This is a genomic window from Nocardia flavorosea NBRC 108225 (assembly GCF_001613385.1).
Taxonomy (GTDB): domain Bacteria; phylum Actinomycetota; class Actinomycetes; order Mycobacteriales; family Mycobacteriaceae; genus Nocardia; species Nocardia flavorosea.
The window spans coordinates 576,608-595,014 of sequence record NZ_BDCG01000012.1 but is presented as its reverse complement, the minus strand read 5'-3'; the positions used below and the strand labels follow the sequence as shown (position 1 = coordinate 595,014).

Annotated in this window: 16 protein-coding genes and 1 pseudogene; 15 read left to right on the top strand and 2 right to left on the bottom strand. The window is 68.9% G+C overall.

Annotation, left to right across the window (positions count from 1 at the left end; translation table 11 throughout):
• Positions 1-652: 652 nt before the first annotated feature.
• A pseudogene (locus tag NFL01S_RS15770) lies at positions 653-1,555 on the top strand (tetratricopeptide repeat protein); the annotation flags it as partial.
• Between the two features lie 382 nt (positions 1,556-1,937).
• Here the strand turns inward: NFL01S_RS15770 and NFL01S_RS15765 are convergent.
• Positions 1,938-2,423, bottom strand: a complete 486-nt coding sequence (locus NFL01S_RS15765; RefSeq protein ID WP_063915952.1) for a GyrI-like domain-containing protein — start codon at positions 2,421-2,423, stop codon at positions 1,938-1,940.
• 292 nt (positions 2,424-2,715) lie between these two features.
• Between NFL01S_RS15765 and NFL01S_RS15760 the strand changes: the two genes are divergently transcribed.
• The 6 genes from NFL01S_RS15760 (at position 2,716) to NFL01S_RS36520 (ending at position 8,301) form a co-directional block, all read left to right on the top strand.
• Positions 2,716-3,597, top strand: coding sequence for an HAD-IIA family hydrolase (locus NFL01S_RS15760; RefSeq protein WP_062975807.1), 882 nt, complete (start codon positions 2,716-2,718; stop codon positions 3,595-3,597).
• A gap of 13 nt (positions 3,598-3,610) precedes the next feature.
• Positions 3,611-3,886, top strand: a complete 276-nt coding sequence (locus NFL01S_RS15755; protein ID WP_062975805.1) for a hypothetical protein — start codon at positions 3,611-3,613, stop codon at positions 3,884-3,886.
• Position 3,887: 1 nt separating this feature from the next.
• A complete protein-coding gene (locus NFL01S_RS15750) occupies positions 3,888-4,709 on the top strand; it encodes a TlyA family RNA methyltransferase (RefSeq protein WP_062975803.1) in 822 nt (273 codons plus the stop codon).
• Positions 4,706-5,680: an NAD kinase gene (locus NFL01S_RS15745; protein WP_062975801.1), complete on the top strand. Its 975-nt coding sequence runs from the start codon at positions 4,706-4,708 to the stop codon at positions 5,678-5,680. The genes NFL01S_RS15750 and NFL01S_RS15745 overlap by 4 nt, the downstream gene beginning before the upstream one ends.
• Entirely contained in the window at positions 5,658-7,430 is a 1,773-nt protein-coding gene (gene recN / locus NFL01S_RS15740; protein WP_062975799.1) for a DNA repair protein RecN, read from the top strand. Before NFL01S_RS15745 ends, recN begins: the two co-directional genes overlap by 23 nt.
• Before the next feature lie 367 nt (positions 7,431-7,797).
• Positions 7,798-8,301: a hypothetical protein gene (locus NFL01S_RS36520; protein WP_218019614.1), complete on the top strand. Its 504-nt coding sequence runs from the start codon at positions 7,798-7,800 to the stop codon at positions 8,299-8,301.
• Positions 8,302-8,334: 33 nt separating this feature from the next.
• Here the strand turns inward: NFL01S_RS36520 and NFL01S_RS15725 are convergent, their stop codons facing one another.
• Positions 8,335-8,754 (bottom strand): SRPBCC family protein, encoded by a 420-nt coding sequence (locus NFL01S_RS15725; protein ID WP_062975793.1) that lies wholly within the window; start codon positions 8,752-8,754, stop codon positions 8,335-8,337.
• Positions 8,755-8,935: 181 nt separating this feature from the next.
• Between NFL01S_RS15725 and steA the strand changes: the two genes are divergently transcribed.
• The 8 genes from steA to NFL01S_RS37635 all read left to right on the top strand — a co-directional run bounded on the left by steA (position 8,936) and on the right by NFL01S_RS37635 (position 18,399).
• Positions 8,936-10,147 (top strand): putative cytokinetic ring protein SteA, encoded by a 1,212-nt coding sequence (steA, locus tag NFL01S_RS15720; protein WP_062975791.1) that lies wholly within the window; start codon positions 8,936-8,938, stop codon positions 10,145-10,147.
• A 632-nt stretch (positions 10,148-10,779) separates the two neighbouring features.
• The gene (gene pyrG, locus NFL01S_RS15710; RefSeq protein ID WP_062975787.1) at positions 10,780-12,513 is read left to right on the top strand and encodes a CTP synthase; all 1,734 of its coding nucleotides are present in this window, start codon (positions 10,780-10,782) and stop codon (positions 12,511-12,513) included.
• The gene (locus tag NFL01S_RS15705) at positions 12,510-13,166 is read left to right on the top strand and encodes an NUDIX domain-containing protein (protein WP_062975785.1); all 657 of its coding nucleotides are present in this window, start codon (positions 12,510-12,512) and stop codon (positions 13,164-13,166) included. Before pyrG ends, NFL01S_RS15705 begins: the two co-directional genes overlap by 4 nt.
• A gap of 13 nt (positions 13,167-13,179) precedes the next feature.
• A complete protein-coding gene (locus NFL01S_RS15700) occupies positions 13,180-14,127 on the top strand; it encodes a site-specific tyrosine recombinase XerD (RefSeq protein ID WP_062975783.1) in 948 nt (315 codons plus the stop codon).
• A gap of 248 nt (positions 14,128-14,375) precedes the next feature.
• The gene (locus NFL01S_RS15695) at positions 14,376-15,251 is read left to right on the top strand and encodes a ParA family protein (RefSeq protein ID WP_245670716.1); all 876 of its coding nucleotides are present in this window, start codon (positions 14,376-14,378) and stop codon (positions 15,249-15,251) included.
• Complete coding sequence (locus NFL01S_RS15690; protein WP_062975779.1) at positions 15,248-16,141, top strand: segregation and condensation protein A; 894 nt, start codon at positions 15,248-15,250, stop codon at positions 16,139-16,141. Before NFL01S_RS15695 ends, NFL01S_RS15690 begins: the two co-directional genes overlap by 4 nt.
• Before the next feature lie 206 nt (positions 16,142-16,347).
• Positions 16,348-16,968 carry an SMC-Scp complex subunit ScpB gene (scpB, locus tag NFL01S_RS15685; RefSeq protein ID WP_062975981.1) on the top strand — a complete coding sequence of 207 codons (621 nt, stop codon included), beginning with the start codon at positions 16,348-16,350 and terminating at the stop codon, positions 16,966-16,968.
• Positions 16,969-17,625: 657 nt separating this feature from the next.
• A complete protein-coding gene (locus NFL01S_RS37635) occupies positions 17,626-18,399 on the top strand; it encodes a pseudouridine synthase (protein WP_371851828.1) in 774 nt (257 codons plus the stop codon).
• Positions 18,400-18,407: the final 8 nt, after the last annotated feature.

Here is an 18,407-nt window from a genome sequence, read left to right as displayed (position 1 = left end):
CACGAAAGGGGATCCAGATTCTGGGTCCCCTTTCGTCGTTTCTGTACGGGATTTCGACCCGTTAGACTTGTGTGAGTACATGCTCACCGTTATCGATTCACCTGATTTCCATTTGAGAGAGGGATCCGCCGTGCCGGAACAGAGCGATGGCCGGAAACCGTTCCGGCGTAATTCTTCCGGGGCGGGTAACGGGTTCCGGCGCAACGGTGAGGGCGCGGATGCGCCCCGTTCCGGCAGCGAGAAACCCGAGGACGGTCGGCCGTCCGGCGGTGGACGGGGAAGTTTCCGGCGTGAGGCCGGCTCATCCGGCGCGCCCAGAGATGATCGGAGCGCGGGTCCGCGGGACCGTCGCGACAGGCCCGGAACGGCGGGCGGCAGTGGAGGCGAGGACAACCGTGGCTCATTCCGCGCCGATCGGGGCCGCCCGGAACGGCCGGGGCCTGCGGGAGAACGTGGCAAAAAATCCGGTGGTTCGGATGATCGTGGCCGTTTCCGCACCGAGGATTCACGCGGCGGGCGATACGGCGAAGGCCCGCGCGGCGGACGCGACGAAGCACGGGGCTTCGGCGGTCGTGGAGCCAGGGCCGGCGGGGAGCCCGGCCGCGGACCTCGGGAGCGAAGCGATTATCGACCATCGGATCGCACCGACAAATCCGGTAGCGACCGCGGGCGGCGTGACTTCGACGGGCGCAGTGGGCCGCGAGCCGGTTCCGATGACCGCCGGTTCGGTTCCCGGGGCGGGACCGACCGCGCTGACCGCGGAGCCGGCCGGGGTTACGGGACGGGCGCATCGTCGGGCCCTTCTCAGGACGGTGTTCCGGGCGGCCCGCGCCGTCGGGGCGGCGAGGGCGCTGCCCGGGGAGCCGACCGCCGGCCACCGCGTCCGGACGAACCGGATCTGCCCGAGAACGTCCAGGCCAGTGATCTGGATTCCACCATCCGGCGCGATCTGCTCAGTCTCGATAAGGGCAATGCGGAAACCGTGGCACGTCATCTGGCCATGGCGGCGCAGCTACTCGACGACGATCCGCGACTTGCCCTGGCGCACGCGCGGGCCGCACGGCAGCGGGCGGGCCGGATCGCGGTGGTCCGGGAGACCGCCGGCGTAGTGGCCTACCACGCCGGTGAGTGGGCCGAGGCATTGTCGGAGCTGCGTGCTGCGCGGCGGATGGCCGGCGGCGCGGGGCTGCTCGCCGTCATGGCCGACTGCGAACGCGGACTGGGGAGGCCCGAGCGCGCGATCGAGATCGGCCGCAGCGACGAAGCCCGGTCACTGACCGGCGACGACGCGATCGAGCTCCGTATCGTGGTCGCGGGTGCGCGGATGGATCTGGGAGAGTACGACCAGGCCGTGGTCACCTTGCAGACCTCCGGCCTGGATCCGGCCCGGACCGGATCCGGGCCCGCGCGGTTGTTCTACGCCTACGCCGACGCGCTGGTCGCCGCCGGGCGTACCGATGAAGGCCTGACCTGGTTCTTCAACGCCGCGGCCGCTGATCTCGATGGTGAAACCGATGCCGAAGAGCGCGCAGCTGAGTTGACCGGGGGATTCTGATAACGGAGCGGCCGATGTCGCGTTCTCCCGGACACCTCGGCCGTCGGCGATCTGCCGCGGGCCTTTTGTGACGTCGACTCCTCACCCGAGGGCGTGACAGGGCTGCCGAAGCCGGGGCATTATGGCCGACAGCGGGACCCGGAGCCCCCCGAGTTCGGCGGGAGCCCCGGATTCGCCGGGAGCTACGAAGCGGGGCGTCCACGCCGATGCGTGATCGCGGCGCAGCGCTCGCTTCGGAATCTCCGCTGCCGGAAGCCTGCCGAGCCGAACGGATGGGCCGGACAAAGCAACGTTGTGTGCAGTGCGCCCGGATGCTTCGGCACGGAGCCGGCCCGTCGGAAAGGTGACAGCGGTCCGGCGTCCCTCTGTGTCGGGCCGGGGATCATGCCGGTGTGATGGACCAGTTGAGTTCGGTGCGCAGATCGGCGGGGTCCATATGGGGGTTCGGCTCGGTGACGTAGACCTCCCATCTGGTGCCGGGAGTGAGGTCGCGGGCGGTGATCCAGGAGTGCAGCCGATCCCAGCTCCGGTCCAGTCCGTCGAAGGACCCAGAGTGCACGAGGCGAGCTGTTCGCCCCGAGGGGAGCACGCCGGGTACGACGTCTGCGTCCGGCCGAATCAGACGATCGACCGGGAAACCCACGGTGATTTCCATGGCTTGTCCGCCGACGGTGCCGTAGATCGCCAACGCGGGGCCGGTGATACTCGCATCCTGAGTGTCGAGAACAGCGGCGAGACGTCCGAATGAGTGATCGAAAAAATTCGGAATCTCGTCCGGAGGTACTCGGCCGTGGACCACCGCGAGATTCACTTCGGCGACGTCCAGAAGATCCGGTTCGGTGCTCTGAGCAAGGGGGTCGTCGGCCACATGTCCTCCACGCCGGGGATAGCGCGGTCGCGCGGATCGCGACCGCGTAGGTGTCGCTGTTAGGACGCTGTTCTTCGCGCAGAATCATCGCCGTGCGGGTCGCGGGATCTGCGACCTGCGACCATTCTCGCGTCCGTGCGTCCGTGCGTCCGTGCGTCCGTGCGTCCGTGCGTCCGTGCGTCCGTGCGTCCGTGCGTCCGTGCGTCCGTGCGTCCGTGCGTCCGTGCGTGGAGTGCCCGTCGGGTGGTGTAGGCGGAGGACGTAGGGTCCGAGTGTGCGGGATGTGAGTGAAATGCGGTTGCGGGACGGATACGAGGCGCTGCTGCTGGATCTGGACGGGACGCTGTATCGCGGGTCCGCGGTGGTCGAGGGCGGGCCGGCGGAACTGGCCGGTGGGGGGCAGCGGCTGGTCTACGTCACCAATAATGCGAGCCGGGCGGCGGGCTCGGTGGCCGCTCACCTTGCCGAAATGGGGTACCCGGCTGCGGAAACCGATGTGGTGACCAGTGCGCAGGCCGCGGTGCGGCTGCTCGCCGGCCGGGTCGAGCAGGGAGCGGAAGTGCTGGTCGTCGGTACCGACGACCTGGCGGCCGAGGTGAAGGCGGCGGGGTTGCAGCCGGTGCGCCGGGCCACGGGATCCGTGGCGGCGGTGGTGCAGGGACATTCCCCGCAGACCGCGTGGCCGGATCTGGCCGAAGCGTCGTACGCACTGCGGGCGGGCGCGGTGTGGGTGGCTGCGAACACCGACCGGACGTTGCCGAACGAACGAGGCCTGGCGCCCGGAAACGGGGCCATGGTCGCGGCATTGCGCGCCGCCTCGGACCGGGAACCGGTGGTGGCGGGCAAACCCTATGCTCCGCTGCTGGAGAACGCCTTGGACCGGGCCGGGACCCGCGCCGCGCTGGTGGTGGGCGACCGGCTCGACACCGATATCGACGGTGCCGAGAACGTGGCGGTGGACTCACTGCTGGTTCTGACAGGCGTCAGCACGATCGAGGAACTGACCGGGTTGCCCACGCACCGGTGGCCGACCTACATCGCCGGCAGCCTGGCAGCGTTGAACAGTGCGCCGGTGCCCTGCGATACCGGCGACCCCACCACCGTCCGGAATGAACTGGACGCACGGCCGGATCGGGCGTTGAGGGTACGCGCGCCCCGGTCGGAAATCCGATAGCGTTGACCTCACGATGACTACCCCGACTCCTCGCCCGAACACCCCCGGTGCCGCCCGGGTTCCGCTGCCCGGTCAGCATCTGCCCGGGGCGGCCGGCCACGGCGATCTCGCCGATCCGGACAAGATCCGCACCGAAGTTCGTGAACTGCTCGCCGAACTCGCCGGCCGGCCGGCCGGCGGCGCACCGGGGGACGAATCCGCCGGAACCGACCTGGCCCGCCGCGCGCATATCCTGGAGCAGGCACACGAAGTGCTGGTCCAGGCTCTGGCGACGGTGGACAAGATCTGAGGTGGCCAGGCGGGCGCGGGTGGACGCGGAACTGGTCCGCCGCGGACTGGCGCGGTCACGCGATCATGCCGTGGAACTGATCGGTGCCGGGCGGGTCCTGATCAACGGTGCGGTGGCGGTGAAACCGGCGACCGCGGTGGAAACCGGAACACCCCTGGTGGTCAAGGAACAGGCCGACGAGGTGGCCTGGGCGTCGCGCGGGGCACACAAGCTGCTGGGCGCGCTGGATGCGTTCGAACCGCGGGGTCTGGCGATTACGGACCGGCGCTGCCTGGATGCGGGGGCATCGACCGGCGGGTTCACCGATGTGCTGCTCAGTCGGGGGGCGCGAGAAGTAGTGGCCGCCGATGTCGGCTACGGGCAGTTGGTGTGGCGGTTGCGGACCGACGATCGGGTGCATGTACTCGACCGGACCAACGTTCGCTCGCTGACACCGGACGGTATCGGGGGACCGGTGGACCTGGTGGTCGCCGATCTGTCGTTCATTTCGCTGGCGCTGGTCCTGCCCACGCTGGCGGCCTGCACCACCGCCGGCGCCGATCTGGTGCCGATGGTGAAACCACAGTTCGAGGTCGGCAAGGAACGGGTGGGGTCGGGCGGCGTGGTCCGCGATCCGAAGTTACGGGCGGAGGCGGTATGCGCGGTGGCCGCTACGGCCGCCGAACTCGGGCTGCGGATTATCGGTGCAGTGGCCAGTCCGCTTCCGGGGCCCTCCGGAAATGTCGAATACTTTCTGTGGCTGCGCCGGGAGGACGTACCCGGCGATCCGGCCGGCGAGGTGGCGGAGATGGTGCGGCGGGCAGTCGAAGAAGGACCGCAATGAACGCGGGTACGCCCCGGGCCAGGGAGATACTGCTGGTATCGCATCCGGGTCGCGCCGAGATCAGCGAAACGGCGCATCGGGTGGCGAAGATCTGTGCGGAAGCCGGAATCGGGTTGCGGGTGCTTGCCGACGAGGCCTACAGCACGCGGTTCGAGTCCGGTGCCGAACCGGTCACCGAACCCTGCGGATATCCGGTGCAGGTGGTGGCGCACGAACCGGACGCGGCGCTGGGCTGTGAGATGGTGCTCGCGCTCGGCGGTGACGGCACGCTGCTGCGGGCCGCGGAACTGGCCCGGCATGTCACCGTCCCGGTGCTCGGGATCAATCTGGGCCGGATCGGTTTTCTCACCGAAGCCGAGGCCGAACATCTCGACGAAGCGCTCGCGCAGGTGGTTCGCCGCGACTACCGGGTCGAGGAACGGATGACCATCGATGTCAGCGTCCGGATCGACGACGAGATCATCGAGCGCGGCTGGGCGTTGAACGAGGCGAGTATCGAGAACGCCGCGCGGATGGGTGTTCTCGAAGTGGTCCTGGAAGTCGATGGGCGGCCGGTGTCGTCCTACGGGTGCGACGGCATTCTTGTCGCGACCCCTACCGGTTCCACCGCGTACGCTTTCTCCGCCGGGGGTCCGGTGGTGTGGCCGGAACTGGAAGCGCTGCTGGTGATTCCGAGCAATGCGCATGCCCTGTTCGCTCGCCCGCTGGTGACCAGCCCGGACTCCAGGATCGCGGTCGAATCCGTTGCCACCGGCCATGATGCGATAGTTTTCCTGGATGGCAGGCGCACCCTCGCATTGCCGCGAGGCGGCCGGGTCGAAGCGATCCGTGGTGCCGAGCCGGTGCGGTGGGTGCGGCTGGATTCCGCGCCGTTCGCGGACCGGATGGTGCGCAAGTTCGAGCTGCCGGTAACTGGTTGGCGGGGCCGGCGGCGAACGGAGGGCACACGTGCTGACAGAGATACGAATTGACGGACTGGGCGTCATCTCCACGGCCACCGCGCAATTCCACGAAGGGCTGACGGTGCTCACCGGGGAAACCGGGGCGGGCAAAACCATGGTGGTCACCAGTCTGCACCTGCTCAGCGGGGCGCGGGCGGATGCCGGGCGGGTGCGGCTCGGTGCGAACCGTGCGGTAGTGGAGGGCCGGTTCACCCTCGACGAGGTGAACGCGACCGCACGCGGTGACGCGGAGCAGGTCCTGGAAGCCGCGGCAGCTGTTGCGGATGACGACGGTACGGTGATCGCGATCCGCACGGTGGGCAGCGACGGCCGGTCCCGGGCACATCTGGGCGGTCGCGGGGTGCCGGCTTCGGTGCTGGCGGATTTCACCGCACCGTTGCTGACCGTGCACGGGCAAAACGACCAATTGCGGTTGCAGCGGCCCGAACAGCAGTTGCGGGCGCTGGATCAGTTCGCGGACGCGGTGGTGGGGCCGCTGCTGCGCGAGTACACCGAGCAGCGGCGGGCCTGGCTGGACGCGCGGAATGCGCTAACGGAACGGACGGCGCGCAGCCGGGAGATGGCGGCCGAAGCGGAACGTCTCACTCAGGCGCTCGCCGAAATCGACGCGATCGCACCCGAACCCGGTGAGGACGAACGGCTGGTCGCCGAGATCCGCCGGCTCAGCGATCTGGATTCGCTGCGGGAAGCGGCGGCCACCGCGCACGAGGCGCTGGCGGGACCGGAGGACGATCCGGGGGAGAACGCCGGCGCTCTGGATGCGCTGGGGGTCGCGCGGTCGCGGGTCGAAGGTTCCGAGGATCCGGCGCTGGCGGCGCTGGGGCCGCGGCTGGCCGATGCGATCGCGGTGGTGGTGGACCTGACCACGGAATTGAGCGGGTACCTGTCGGATCTGCCGTCGGACCCCGGCGCGCTGGATTCCATGTTGACCCGGCAGGCCGAATTGAAATCGCTGACCCGCAAATACGCCCCCGATATCGACGGGGTGCTTGCCTGGGCCGACGATGCGCGGACGAAGCTGGAATCGCTGGATGTGTCCGAGGAGGCACTGGCGGCACTGGCAGCGGAGGTCGATGCGGGCGCGGATCGGGTACGGGCCGTGGCGGTGAAACTGTCGCAGGCGCGTACGACGGCGGCCGGTGAGCTGGCCGCGGCGGTGAGCGAGGAACTCGGCGGGCTGGCAATGGGGAAGGCACGGCTGGACGTCGAGGTCCGCCCGGTGCCGGCGGCGCCGCAGGATTCGGCGCCGCTGCTGATCGACGGCACCGAACTCCACGCCGGCCCCGCCGGGGTGGACGAGGTGGAGTTACGGCTGGCCGCGCATTCCGGCGCGCAGTCGCTGCCGTTGAACAAGAGCGCCTCCGGCGGTGAGCTCTCCCGGGTGATGCTGGCGCTCGAGGTGGTGCTGGCGGGGAACGAACACGGGGTGACGATGGTGTTCGACGAGGTCGACGCCGGTGTCGGCGGCCGGGCGGCGGTCGAGATCGGGCGCCGGCTGGCCCGGCTGGCCCGCACTCATCAGGTGATCGTTGTGACCCATTTGGCGCAGGTCGCGGCGTTCGCCGATACACATCTGGTGGTGAACAAATCCGATGACGGTGAAGGCGCCGTGGATTCGGGGGTCCGGGCGCTGACCCAGGACGAGCGGATCGTGGAACTCGCGCGGATGCTGGCCGGACTCGACGACACCGAAACGGGTCGCGCGCACGCGTGGGAACTGCTCAATATCGCCCGGGCCGAACGGATGGCGGCGCGCTGATCGCCGCGCACGGCTGCCACTACCGGCAGTCGCGGTGTACGGCGTCGAGCGCAATCGCCGGGATCACGGGTTCCGAGCGAACCGGGTTCCGATCCATCGCGCGCTCGTCGGGCAGGTGGCCCGGACCGGACAGCGGGCCGCGGCGTCCCCGCGGCGGGGCCAGGGGGATCAGCGCTCCGGAGTCGATCGCCGGGCGGGGCCGGTGCCGAAGACGCCACCGAGCCGCCCGGGGGCGCACCTCCTGCCGCAGCCGGGCGGGGTGCCCAGGTTTCGAAGGGCGCTGGTGGTCTGCCAGGCCTGCACGACGCGACCCGGGAAACTCGCCGGTTCCGGGAACCGCGCCGTTGCCCGTAGGAGACGCGATTCGATGTCCACCACAGAACACAACGCCGGGACCGGTCCCGCTCCGGGCCCGTCCCGGTGGTGGCGCGTGTCGGTCGCGATGATCACGCTGTGGGTGAGCGTGTGTTGCGTATCGATGCTGTGGTCGATGATGTCGGATGCCGCGTTTTCCTCTCTCGTGGCGGCCGGTTGGGCACTGGTGCTACTGGGTGCGCGGTGGCTGGTGTTCGAGCTGTTCGGGGCGATCCGCTATCGCAGCCGGTGGCTGCTGTTCTTCGCGTGGGCCGGTATTGCCGGAGATCTCGGCCGGCGGATTTCCAGTGGCAGCCTCGAATCCGTCGCGGCCCGCACGGTGTGCCCGGTCAGGGCCCGCGCCACCGCGACAGCGATATCGGCTACACGCATATCGAGGGCAGTTGGTACCGGTTCGTCCAACGGTTCTGACCCTCACGACCGCCGGGCCTGCCGTGGGAGAGTGCCGGGTCCCCAGACCGGTTTCCGTTCGGCCTCGGTGTTCGGGAGGTCGTGAGATCCGGCTGGGATCACCTGTTGCCGCGGCCGGTCAGCGGACGGCTTTGCGGGCGGCGGCGATGAACGGATTGATGAGGCCCTTCAGGCCGATCTCCAGTGCCTTGGCGGGAACAGGCAGGGAGGGGTCGGAAGTCATGGTGTAGGTGACACGGGTGCCGTCGCCGGCGTCGGCGAAGGTGATGACGCCGGTATGGCTTTTCACCGGAGCGCCCTTGACGATCTTGTATTCCATCCGTTCGTTCGGTACCAGAGCGGTGATCTCCTCGACCACGCCGACCGGTCCGGCCCCGATCTTGTGCTGGGCGCCCACGCCCTCGCGTTCGGTCTCGCCCGGCCGGACGAGCGTGACGTTCACGGCGAGGTACGGGCTGATGCTCTCGCGGTCCGCGAACAGCCGGTACACGGTCGCCCGTGGGGCGGCGATCACGGTGTCGACGGTGGTGCTGGCCATGGCGTCTCCTCTTCGATAGCTGTGCCCGGCAGCATACGGCGCGCGGGCGCGGCTTCTGCGTGCAGCCGACCCGGTGCCACGCGCCCGCGGGTAGCTGATCAATTGCTCGAGCGGGTGATCGGGGGGCCGGTCAGCGGCGTGTCTCCACCGAAGGTTGAGGGTTTACCGACATCATCGCTACATGAGGATGCTGGCGCTGCTGTCGAAGAACTCCGAGACACTGCCCGGCCGGACCGGGACCGCCCGGGTCGACCGTGATACCCGGCGGCTACTCACGCGGATAGGGCCAGGTGATATAGCCGTTATCGATGAAATGGACATCGATCAGTCCCTCGCCGACAAGCTCGTCGCCGCGGGGGTGACGGCGGTGGTGAACACCTCGCCGTCGATCTCCGGCCGGTACCCGAACGTCGGACCCGAGGTTCTGGTCGCAGGAGGTGTGCTGCTGCTCGATACGGTGAGTTCGGATGCCTTCGGCCGGATCAAGGACGGCGTCCGGGTGCGGATCGAGGACGGCGTCGTCTACGCCGATCGATTCACCCGCAAGGAGCCCGAGGTGCTGGTCGAATGCCTCGAACTGGGCGAGGACGCGATCGCCGAACGGATGCGGGAAGCGCGTAACGGGCTCGCCGAACATCTGGAATCGTTCGCCGGTGATGCGCTGGAATTCATCCGGACCGAATCCTCGCTGCTCATGGACGGTATCGGCGTACCCAAACCGGACCTGGAACTGAACGGCCGGCAGGTAGTGGTGGTCGGGGCGGGGCCGGGGCACGCCGAGGAGTTGAAGAAACTCAAGCCGTTCATCAAGGAATACTCACCGGTCCTGATCGGTGTGGGTGCGGGAGCCGAAACGCTGCGGCGGTCGGGGTACCGGCCGGATCTGATCGTCGGCAATCCCGACGAACTGACCGCCAAAACGCTGACCTGCGGCGCCGAACTGATCATTCCGGCAGACCTCGACGGCCGGGCCGACGGGTTGGAGCGGGTGAAGGACCTGGGCCTGGGGGCGATCACCTTCCCGGCCTCCGGGTCGCCCGCCGATCTGGCACTGTTGCTCGCCCACCATCATGGGGCGGCGCTGATCGTGACGGCCGGTGCGAGCGTCACGCTGGAGGAATTCTTCGACCGCGGACGCCGCGACAGCAACCCGGCGACCTTCCTGACCCGGTTGAAGGTCGGGGAGTCGATCATGGACGCATCCGCGGTGGCGACGCTGTACCGCAACCGCTTCTCGGGTGTGCTGGCGGCACTGCTGGTGCTGGCGGTGCTCGGGGCGGCGATCGTCGCGATCCTGGCGGTCGGGCACGGCAGTGAGATGCTGACCGGTGCACAGGATGTGCTGACCCGGGCCGAACTCTGGGGGCGGGAGGTCCTCGGCCGGACCGGATAGCCGGGTCGCAACGGGGTCGCGGCGGCCGGCTCGGGATCCGCGGACGGTTTCGGGGGCGGTCTGCTGCCGCGCGACACGGCCGGGCTGTCGATCGCGTCCAGGATCCGTGCCGCCGACACGGCGCCAGGGACGCGTGGACGGCTGTTCCGTGGCCCGGTATCCGACACTGTATCGGCCCACAGACAACAGGGCCGGCCGGTCCGGGTTTCCGGAAGCTGTGCCGGCTGGGTAGGCCGAGTGGTCGGTTTCGCGTGCGGGGCTTCCGGACAGGTCGGGCACTGCGTACGCGTGGACCTGGTGTTCCGGGGGATCGACAGCCCGGCGCACTTCCCTGGCCGGTCCTTCCGGCCGTCCTTCTCGGGGAGGGCAGTTGGTTGCCGGGTCGGCAAGCAGGTGGTGCTCGGGTGTGCTGCGCAACTCTTCAGCACTCGGACGTGCTCGGGTATTGCGGCGAGAAAACTCCGGTGCGGGACCGTGAGTGGGGAGGAAGTGGCCGGTGGTGCCGCCGGGGCGGATGTGGAGAGGTGAGGGTGTCGCGGCTGCAGTGTCCGAGTGGGCCGAGTGGGCGATCGGGTGGTTAACGGGGAGTGGTGGTCGTTCACCGGGTGGGTTTCGTGTTACTGTGAAGACCCGTGGGTCATACACGGATTCAGGCGCGCACAGCCACCAAACACATCTTCGTGAGCGGTGGTGTCGCCTCTTCACTCGGTAAGGGTCTCACCGCCTCCAGTCTCGGTCAGTTGCTGACCTCGCGGGGGCTACGAGTCACCATGCAGAAGCTCGACCCCTATTTGAACGTCGATCCCGGCACCATGAACCCGTTCCAGCACGGCGAGGTGTTCGTGACCGAGGACGGCGCCGAGACCGATCTCGATGTGGGGCATTACGAGCGGTTTCTCGATCGCGACCTGTCGAAGGACGCCAACGTCACCACCGGCCAGGTCTACTCCTCGGTGATCGCCAAGGAACGGCGCGGCGAATATCTCGGCGATACCGTGCAGGTGATTCCGCATATCACCGACGAGATCAAGGCGCGCGTCCTGGCGATGCGCGGGCCCGACCTGCAGGGGCAGGAACCGGATGTGGTGATCACCGAGATCGGCGGGACCGTCGGCGATATCGAATCGCAGCCGTTCCTCGAGGCCGCCCGGCAGATCCGGCACGACGTCGGCCGCGACAATGTCTTCTTCCTGCACGTTTCGCTGGTGCCGTATCTGGCGCCCTCGGGGGAGCTCAAGACGAAACCCACTCAGCATTCGGTGGCGGCGCTGCGCAGTATCGGTATCCAGCCCGACGCGCTGATCCTGCGCTGTGATCGTGAGGTATCGGCCGGACTGAAGAGCAAGATTGCGCTGATGTGCGATGTGGAGGTCGATGCGTGCATATCCACTCCGGACGCTCCGTCGATCTACGACATCCCGAAGGTGCTGCACCGGGAAGGCCTCGATGCGTACGTGGTGCGCAAACTCGGATTGCCGTTCCGCGATGTCGACTGGGCGGTCTGGGGTGATCTGCTCGACCGCGTGCATACGCCGCGGGAAACGGTGGAGGTCGCGCTGGTCGGCAAGTACGTCGACCTGCCGGATGCCTATCTGTCGGTCACCGAGGCGCTGCGGGCGGGCGGTTTCGCGCATCGCGCGAAGGTGAAACTGCGCTGGGTGCAATCCGATGATTGCGAAACCCCGGCCGGGGCGCAGGCCGCGCTGCGCGATGTGGACGCGGTGCTGATCCCGGGCGGATTCGGGATCCGCGGGATCGAGGGCAAGGTCGGTGCCATCCACCACGCCCGGACCCGCAAACTGCCGCTGCTCGGGTTGTGCCTGGGATTGCAGTGCATGGTGATCGAGGCGGCGCGTTCGGTGGGACTCGACGATGCCAATTCCGCCGAATTCGAACCCGAGACCGAACATCCGGTGATCTCCACGATGGCCGATCAGGAACAGGCTGTGGCAGGCGAGGCCGACCTGGGCGGCACCATGCGGCTCGGCGCCTACCCCGCGGTACTGGAGAAGGGGTCGGTGGTGGCCCGGGCCTACCGGGCCAACGAGGTTTCCGAACGGCATCGGCACCGGTACGAGGTGAACAACAGCTACCGCGACAAGATCGCCACGAGCGGGCTCCGGTTCAGCGGTACCTCGCCGGACGGGCATCTGGTGGAGTTCGTCGAACTTCCCGGGGATATCCACCCGTTCTTCGTGGGCACGCAGGCGCATCCGGAACTGAAGAGCCGGCCGACGCGGCCGCATCCGCTGTTCGCCGAGTTGATCGCCGCCGCGCTGCGGTACAAATTGGCCGAACGGCTCCCCGTGGACATTCCCGGTGAGCAGGAAGAGCAGGAAATGGCTGCCGCTGAGCAGGCCTCGTGACCGGCGGGCAGCCGGCGCCGGGCAGCCACGCCTTCCGCACCGTCGACAGCCGGTTGGTCTACAACGGGGCCATCGTGGCGCTGCGGCTGGACCAGGTGGAGATGCCCGGCGGGCGGATCGTGGAACGCGAGGTGGTCGAGCATCACGGTGCCGTCGCGGTGGTCGCCGTGGACGACGACGAGCAGGTTGTGCTGATCCGCCAGTACCGGCACCCGCTCGGGGAGCGGCTGCTCGAACTGCCTGCCGGGCTGATCGATATCGCCGGGGAGGATCCGCTCGCGGCGGCGCAGCGGGAACTGGCCGAGGAAACCGGGCTGGCGGCGCGGGAGTGGTCGGTGCTGGTGGACGTGGCATTGTCGCCGGGGTTCACCGATGAAGCGTTGCGGGTGTATCTGGCGCGCGGGCTGTCCGAGACCGACCGCCCCGCACCCGAGCACGAGGAAGCCGATCTGGAACTGGTGCGGATGCCGCTCGACGCGGCTGTGCGCGCGGCCCTGGCCGGCGAGATCGTGAACGCGACCGCCGTCGCCGGACTGCTCGCGCTGAGCGCCGCCGATGCCGCGGACCTGCCGCTGCGCCCCGCCGACGCGCCGTGGTCCGGGCTGCCGAGCGCGCTGTTGCGGCGCCAGGCGGCGCAACGGAACACGGACTGAGGGCGGGTATGCGGTGCGCGAGGCCGATATCTATCTGGACCATCTCGCGGTGGAGCGAGGTGCCGCCCGCAGCACACTGTCGGCGTACCGGCGCGATCTCGGTCGGTACCGGGAATACCTGAAAGACCGGGGCATCGCCGATCTCGAGGCGGTCCGCGAAACCGATATCGGAGAATTCGGGATCGCCCTGCGCACGGGCGACGAGCGGCATCCGCCGCTGGCACCGGGATCGGTCGCGCGGGCACTGATCGCGGTGCGCGGATTGCATCGATTCGCCGCCGCCGAGGGGCTGATCAGTACCGATGTCGCCCATGCGGTGAAACCGCCGATGGTGGGGCAGCGCCTGCCCAAGGCGCTGCCCGTGGACCAGGTGCTGCGGCTACTGGAGTCGGTGGGCGCGGAAACGGGGGCCGGTGGGGATGCGGGCGCCCGCGGGCTCCGCGATCGCGCACTACTGGAACTGCTGTATTCGACAGGTGCGCGTATCTCGGAAACCGTCGGCCTGGATCTCGACGATCTCGACCTCGAGGGGCGCGCCGTCGTGCTGCGGGGGAAGGGCGGTAAGCAGCGGATCGTCCCGGTGGGACGGCCCGCCCTGGCGGCCGTGGACGCCTACCTGGTGCGTGGGCGGCCCGTATTGGCGTCGAACGGTCGCGCCGGGGTGCGGGCCCCGGGGGCAGCGGCCGCGTTGTTCCTCAACGTCCGGGGCGGCCGGTTGTCCCGGCAGAGCGCCTGGCAGGTGTTGCAGCGCGCCGCGGAGCATGCCGGGATCACGGCCACGGTATCGCCGCATACCCTGCGGCATTCGTTCGCCACGCATCTGCTCGACGGCGGCGCCGATGTGCGGGTGGTGCAGGAACTGCTGGGTCACGCGTCGGTGACCACCACCCAGATCTACACAATGGTGACCGTGGGGACCTTGCGCGAAGTCTGGGCCACCGCCCACCCCAGGGCCCGATGAGTGGCTCCGGATCCGCAGGCTCCGCAATATCACAGAACACGCCGGTTGACACACTGGGCGCCGGAGTGCTGTCAACAGGTAGCGTCTAGAAGGAGCCGGACCGTGGCGAAAGCGAGACCGTGCCTTGATCGGCCTCGTTACGCTCTACGAGGTGACGGGCAGGAACGTATAAGGAGCAGCGGATCGTGACGACAGCCGGAGCGGCGGAACCGCCCAAGGGCGCCGAGAACGATGAACGCGCCACATCCGTGTGGGGGGCGGGCCCCGAACCTCTGCCCGCCGACACCGCACTCGGCCCGACGGGCCGGCCGCTACGCCCGGTGCCGGATCCGACCGAACCGTCACATCAGGGCAACGCGCTCATCGTGGCGATGTGTAACCAGAAGGGCGGGGTCGGTAAGACCACTTCGACCATCAATCTGGGTGCCGCGCTGGCCGAGTACGGCCGCCGGGTACTGCTGGTGGATCTCGACCCGCAGGGCGCGTTGTCGGCGGGCCTGGGGGTAGCGCACCACGATCTGGATCTGACCGTGCACAACCTGCTGATCGGCGCACCGGTCGGGGTCGACGACGTGCTCGTGCAGACCAAGGTCGAGAACCTGGATCTGCTGCCGAGCAATATCGATCTGTCGGCGGCGGAGATCCAGCTGGTGAACGAAGTCGGCCGGGAGCAGTCGCTGGGGCGGGCACTGGAACCGATCCGCGACCGCTACGACTACATCCTCATCGACTGCCAGCCTTCGCTCGGGTTGCTCACGGTGAATGCCCTCGCGTGTTCGGACGGCGTGATCATTCCGATGGAATGCGAGTACTTTTCGCTGCGCGGGCTGGCTCTGCTCAACGATACGGTGGAGAAGGTGCGGGACCGGCTGAACCCGCGGCTGAGCCTCTACGGCATCGTGGTCACCATGTTCGATGCCCGGCTGTTGCATTCCCGTCAGGTGATGGCGCGTGTGGTGGAAGTGTTCGGGGAACTGGTGTACGACACGGCCATCGCGCGGACCGTCCGGTTCCCGGACGCGAGTGTGGCCGGTGAACCGATCACCACGTGGGCGCCGAAATCCAGTGGTGCCGAGGCCTACCGCGCGATGGCGCGGGAAGTCATCCACCGGTCGGGTCGGTGAGCGCGGCAGCACCCGCACCTGCACCGTCGAGTACCAGCGAGCCCGGCGACACCGCGGACGCGGCCGGGGAGAAAACCGGGTTCCATCTGCGGCTCAGTAATTTCGAGGGCCCGTTCGACCTGCTGTTGCAGTTGATCTCGCAGCGCCGTCTCGATGTGACGGAGGTGGCGCTGCATCAGGTCACCGACGAATTCATCGCCTACACCAAGGCGCTCACCGCCGGGCTGACCCAGCCCGGGAATTCGCTGCGCACCGATAAGATCCTCGATCAGACCACCGAGTTCCTGGTGGTCGCCGCGACCCTGCTGGATCTGAAAGCCGCGCGGCTGTTGCCCTCGGGGGAAGTGACCGATCCCGACGATCTGGAACTGCTCGAGGCGCGGGATCTGCTGTTCGCCCGGTTACTGCAGTACCGGGCGTTCAAACAGGTCGCCGAGTTGCTCGGCGAACTCGAGGCGGCCGCGCTGCGCCGGTATCCGCGGGCGGTGGGTCTGGAGGAGCGGTTCGCCGGCTTGCTGCCGGAGGTCCAGCTCGGTGTGGATGCGGCCGGGTTCGCGGAGATCGCCGCGGCGGCGTTCCGGCCGCGGCCGGTGCCGACGGTAGGCCTGGACCATCTGCACGCGCACACCATATCCGTCGCCGAACAGGCGACGCTGGTGCTGGAACGTCTACGCGCCCGCGGTGCGGGCGTCTGGACCACCTTCGCCGACCTGGTGGCCGATTGCGCGGCGCCGATCCAGATCGTCGCGCGATTCCTGGCACTGCTCGAGCTGTACCGGGGCAAATCGATCGAATTCGATCAGCCCGACCCGCTGGGCCCGCTCGCGGTCCGCTGGATCGGGGACGAGGCCGAGGCCGCACCTGTCGATATCGAGGAGGACTACGGATGAGCGAGTCGGGCCCGGAGCCGTCGGCGCAGCCCGAACACGGAGAGATCTCGCCCGTCCGCAGTGGGTACAGCGCGAGTGGGCCGTACGAGGGTGGAGCGCAGCGTGCCACCGGAGAGCGGAGCGCGAGCGAGCCGGTTCGCAGGACCGCGGCGCAACCCAGCCCTCCGGGTACGGGGGAGAATGTGACCGAATTCGCGTCCGACTCGATGGACGAGGGCGAATTCCGGGCGGCGCTCGAGGCGCTCCTGCTCGTTGTGGACACTCCCGCGCCGGTAGAACAGCTGGCGACCGCGTTGGACGAGCCCGCGGACCGGGTCGAACACATGTTGCGGGAAATGTCGGCGGAGCTGGCCGCACAGCGCAGTGGGATCGATCTGCGTTTCGCCGGGGACGGGTGGCGCTTCTATACTCGCAGCGAGTACGCACCGTATGTGGAGCGTATGTTGCTCGATGGCGCCCGGTCGAAGCTGACCCGGGCGGCACTGGAGACGCTGGCGGTGGTGGCATATCGGCAGCCGGTGACCCGGGCGCGGGTCAGCGCGGTGCGCGGTGTCAACGTCGACGGTGTGATGCGCACCCTGCTGGCCAGGGGACTGATCACCGAGGCGGGCACCGACCCGGAAACCAACGGCACGCTCTACGGCACCACCGAACTGTTCCTGGAACGTATCGGGCTGGCGTCGCTGAACGATCTGCCGGAACTGGCGCCGCTGCTGCCGGGCGTCGACCTGATCGATGAGATCAACGACAGTCTGGAGACGGACCCCCGTTACACCAGACTGCGCAAACCCGCCGAGGACGATCTGAACCTCGGCGCCGAGGATTGACAGGAAATCGTGAATACACCCGCTCGCCGAGATGGCACACCGGATCGCAGACAACGCGGAGACCAGCCCGCCCGGGCCGGTCGCGGACGCGGCGCACCCCGCGGGGCGGGGGAGGCCCGCCGTGGCGGTGAATTTCCCCGTAACGGCCGTGGCAGTGAACCGCCGCGGACCGGCCGCAGTGGTGGCACCCGCAGTACAGAACGTGGAGCGCGCAGTGACCAGGCGCGGACCGGGCGCGCGGATGCGCCGCCGGCGCCTCGCAGCCCCGGCACCGGCCGAGGCGGTTTCGCATCCGCCGGTGGGAGCGGCGCCGGCGGGCGTCGCGGTGCCGGCGCCCCGGGGCGTAGCGGCTCGGCCCCAGCACCGCGTGGTGGCTCGGCTCAGGCCGGGCGTGGCGCGGCTACCGGGCGTGGCGGCGCTGCGCCGTCGGGGCGTGGTCCGGGCCCGGTAGGACGTGGTGGCCCTGCCGGCGCAGGGCGCAGCAGCTCCGCAGCAGCGGGGCGTGGTGGCCCGTCTACCGGACGTAGCGGGCCGGCCGGTGGCTCGCGCAGCGGCGGCCGTCCGGGGAACGGCGGCGCTCCGTCACGTAAGGGTCCGGCCGCGCGGTCCGGTGGCGCACCGCAGCTGAACAACGCCAAACCCGCTCGCCATCAGTATGTGGAACCGGAGGGACCCGGCCACGAGAAGATGCCGTGGGGCGAAGGTGAGCGCCTGCAGAAGGTGCTGGCCAAGGCCGGGGTCGCTTCGCGGCGCGCGGCCGAGGAGATGATCGACCAGGGCCGGGTCGAGGTGGACGGCATCATCGTGCGCGAACAGGGTCTGCGTATCGACCCCGAGAACGCCGTGGTGCGGGTGGACGGTATCCGCGTGGTCGTGCGCGAAGAACTGGTGCATCTGGCGCTGAACAAGCCCAAGGGCTGGCAGTCCACCATGTCCGACGATCTGGGCCGTCCCTGTGTGGGCGATATCGTGGCCGAGCGGATCGCCGCCGGGCAGCGGCTGTTCCATGTCGGCCGGTTGGATGCCGATACCGAGGGGCTGTTGCTGGTCACCAACGACGGCGACCTCGCGCATCGGCTGATGCATCCCTCCTACCAGGTGTCCAAGACCTACCTCGCGACCGTGCAGGGTGAGGTGCACCGTTCCATCGGCAAGATTCTGCGCGACGGTGTGGAACTCGAGGACGGTCCGGCCAGTGTCGACAAATTCCAGGTTCTGGAGGTCGACGCGGGACGATCCCTGGTGAAGGTGGTGTTGCACGAGGGGCGCAAACATATCGTGCGGCGGCTGCTGGACGCGGTCGGTCATCCGGTGACCAGACTGGTCCGCACGCATATCGGCCCGGTGGTCCTGGCCGACCAACGGCCCGGCACCCTGCGGGTACTGGGCCGGGACGAAATCGGCAAACTCTACGAGGCGGTGTCATTGTGAACGGGGCC

Coding starts and splice junctions, on each gene's coding strand:
- NFL01S_RS15745 (WP_062975801.1), top strand. CDS start 4,706: ATGAACGCGGGTACGCCCCGGGCCAGGGAGATACTGCTGGTATCGCAT.
- NFL01S_RS36520 (WP_218019614.1), top strand. CDS start 7,798: ATGTCCACCACAGAACACAACGCCGGGACCGGTCCCGCTCCGGGCCCG.
- NFL01S_RS15760 (WP_062975807.1), top strand. CDS start 2,716: ATGCGGTTGCGGGACGGATACGAGGCGCTGCTGCTGGATCTGGACGGG.
- NFL01S_RS15725 (WP_062975793.1), bottom strand. CDS start 8,754: ATGGCCAGCACCACCGTCGACACCGTGATCGCCGCCCCACGGGCGACC.
- steA (WP_062975791.1), top strand. CDS start 8,936: ATGAGGATGCTGGCGCTGCTGTCGAAGAACTCCGAGACACTGCCCGGC.
- NFL01S_RS15755 (WP_062975805.1), top strand. CDS start 3,611: ATGACTACCCCGACTCCTCGCCCGAACACCCCCGGTGCCGCCCGGGTT.
- scpB (WP_062975981.1), top strand. CDS start 16,348: ATGGACGAGGGCGAATTCCGGGCGGCGCTCGAGGCGCTCCTGCTCGTT.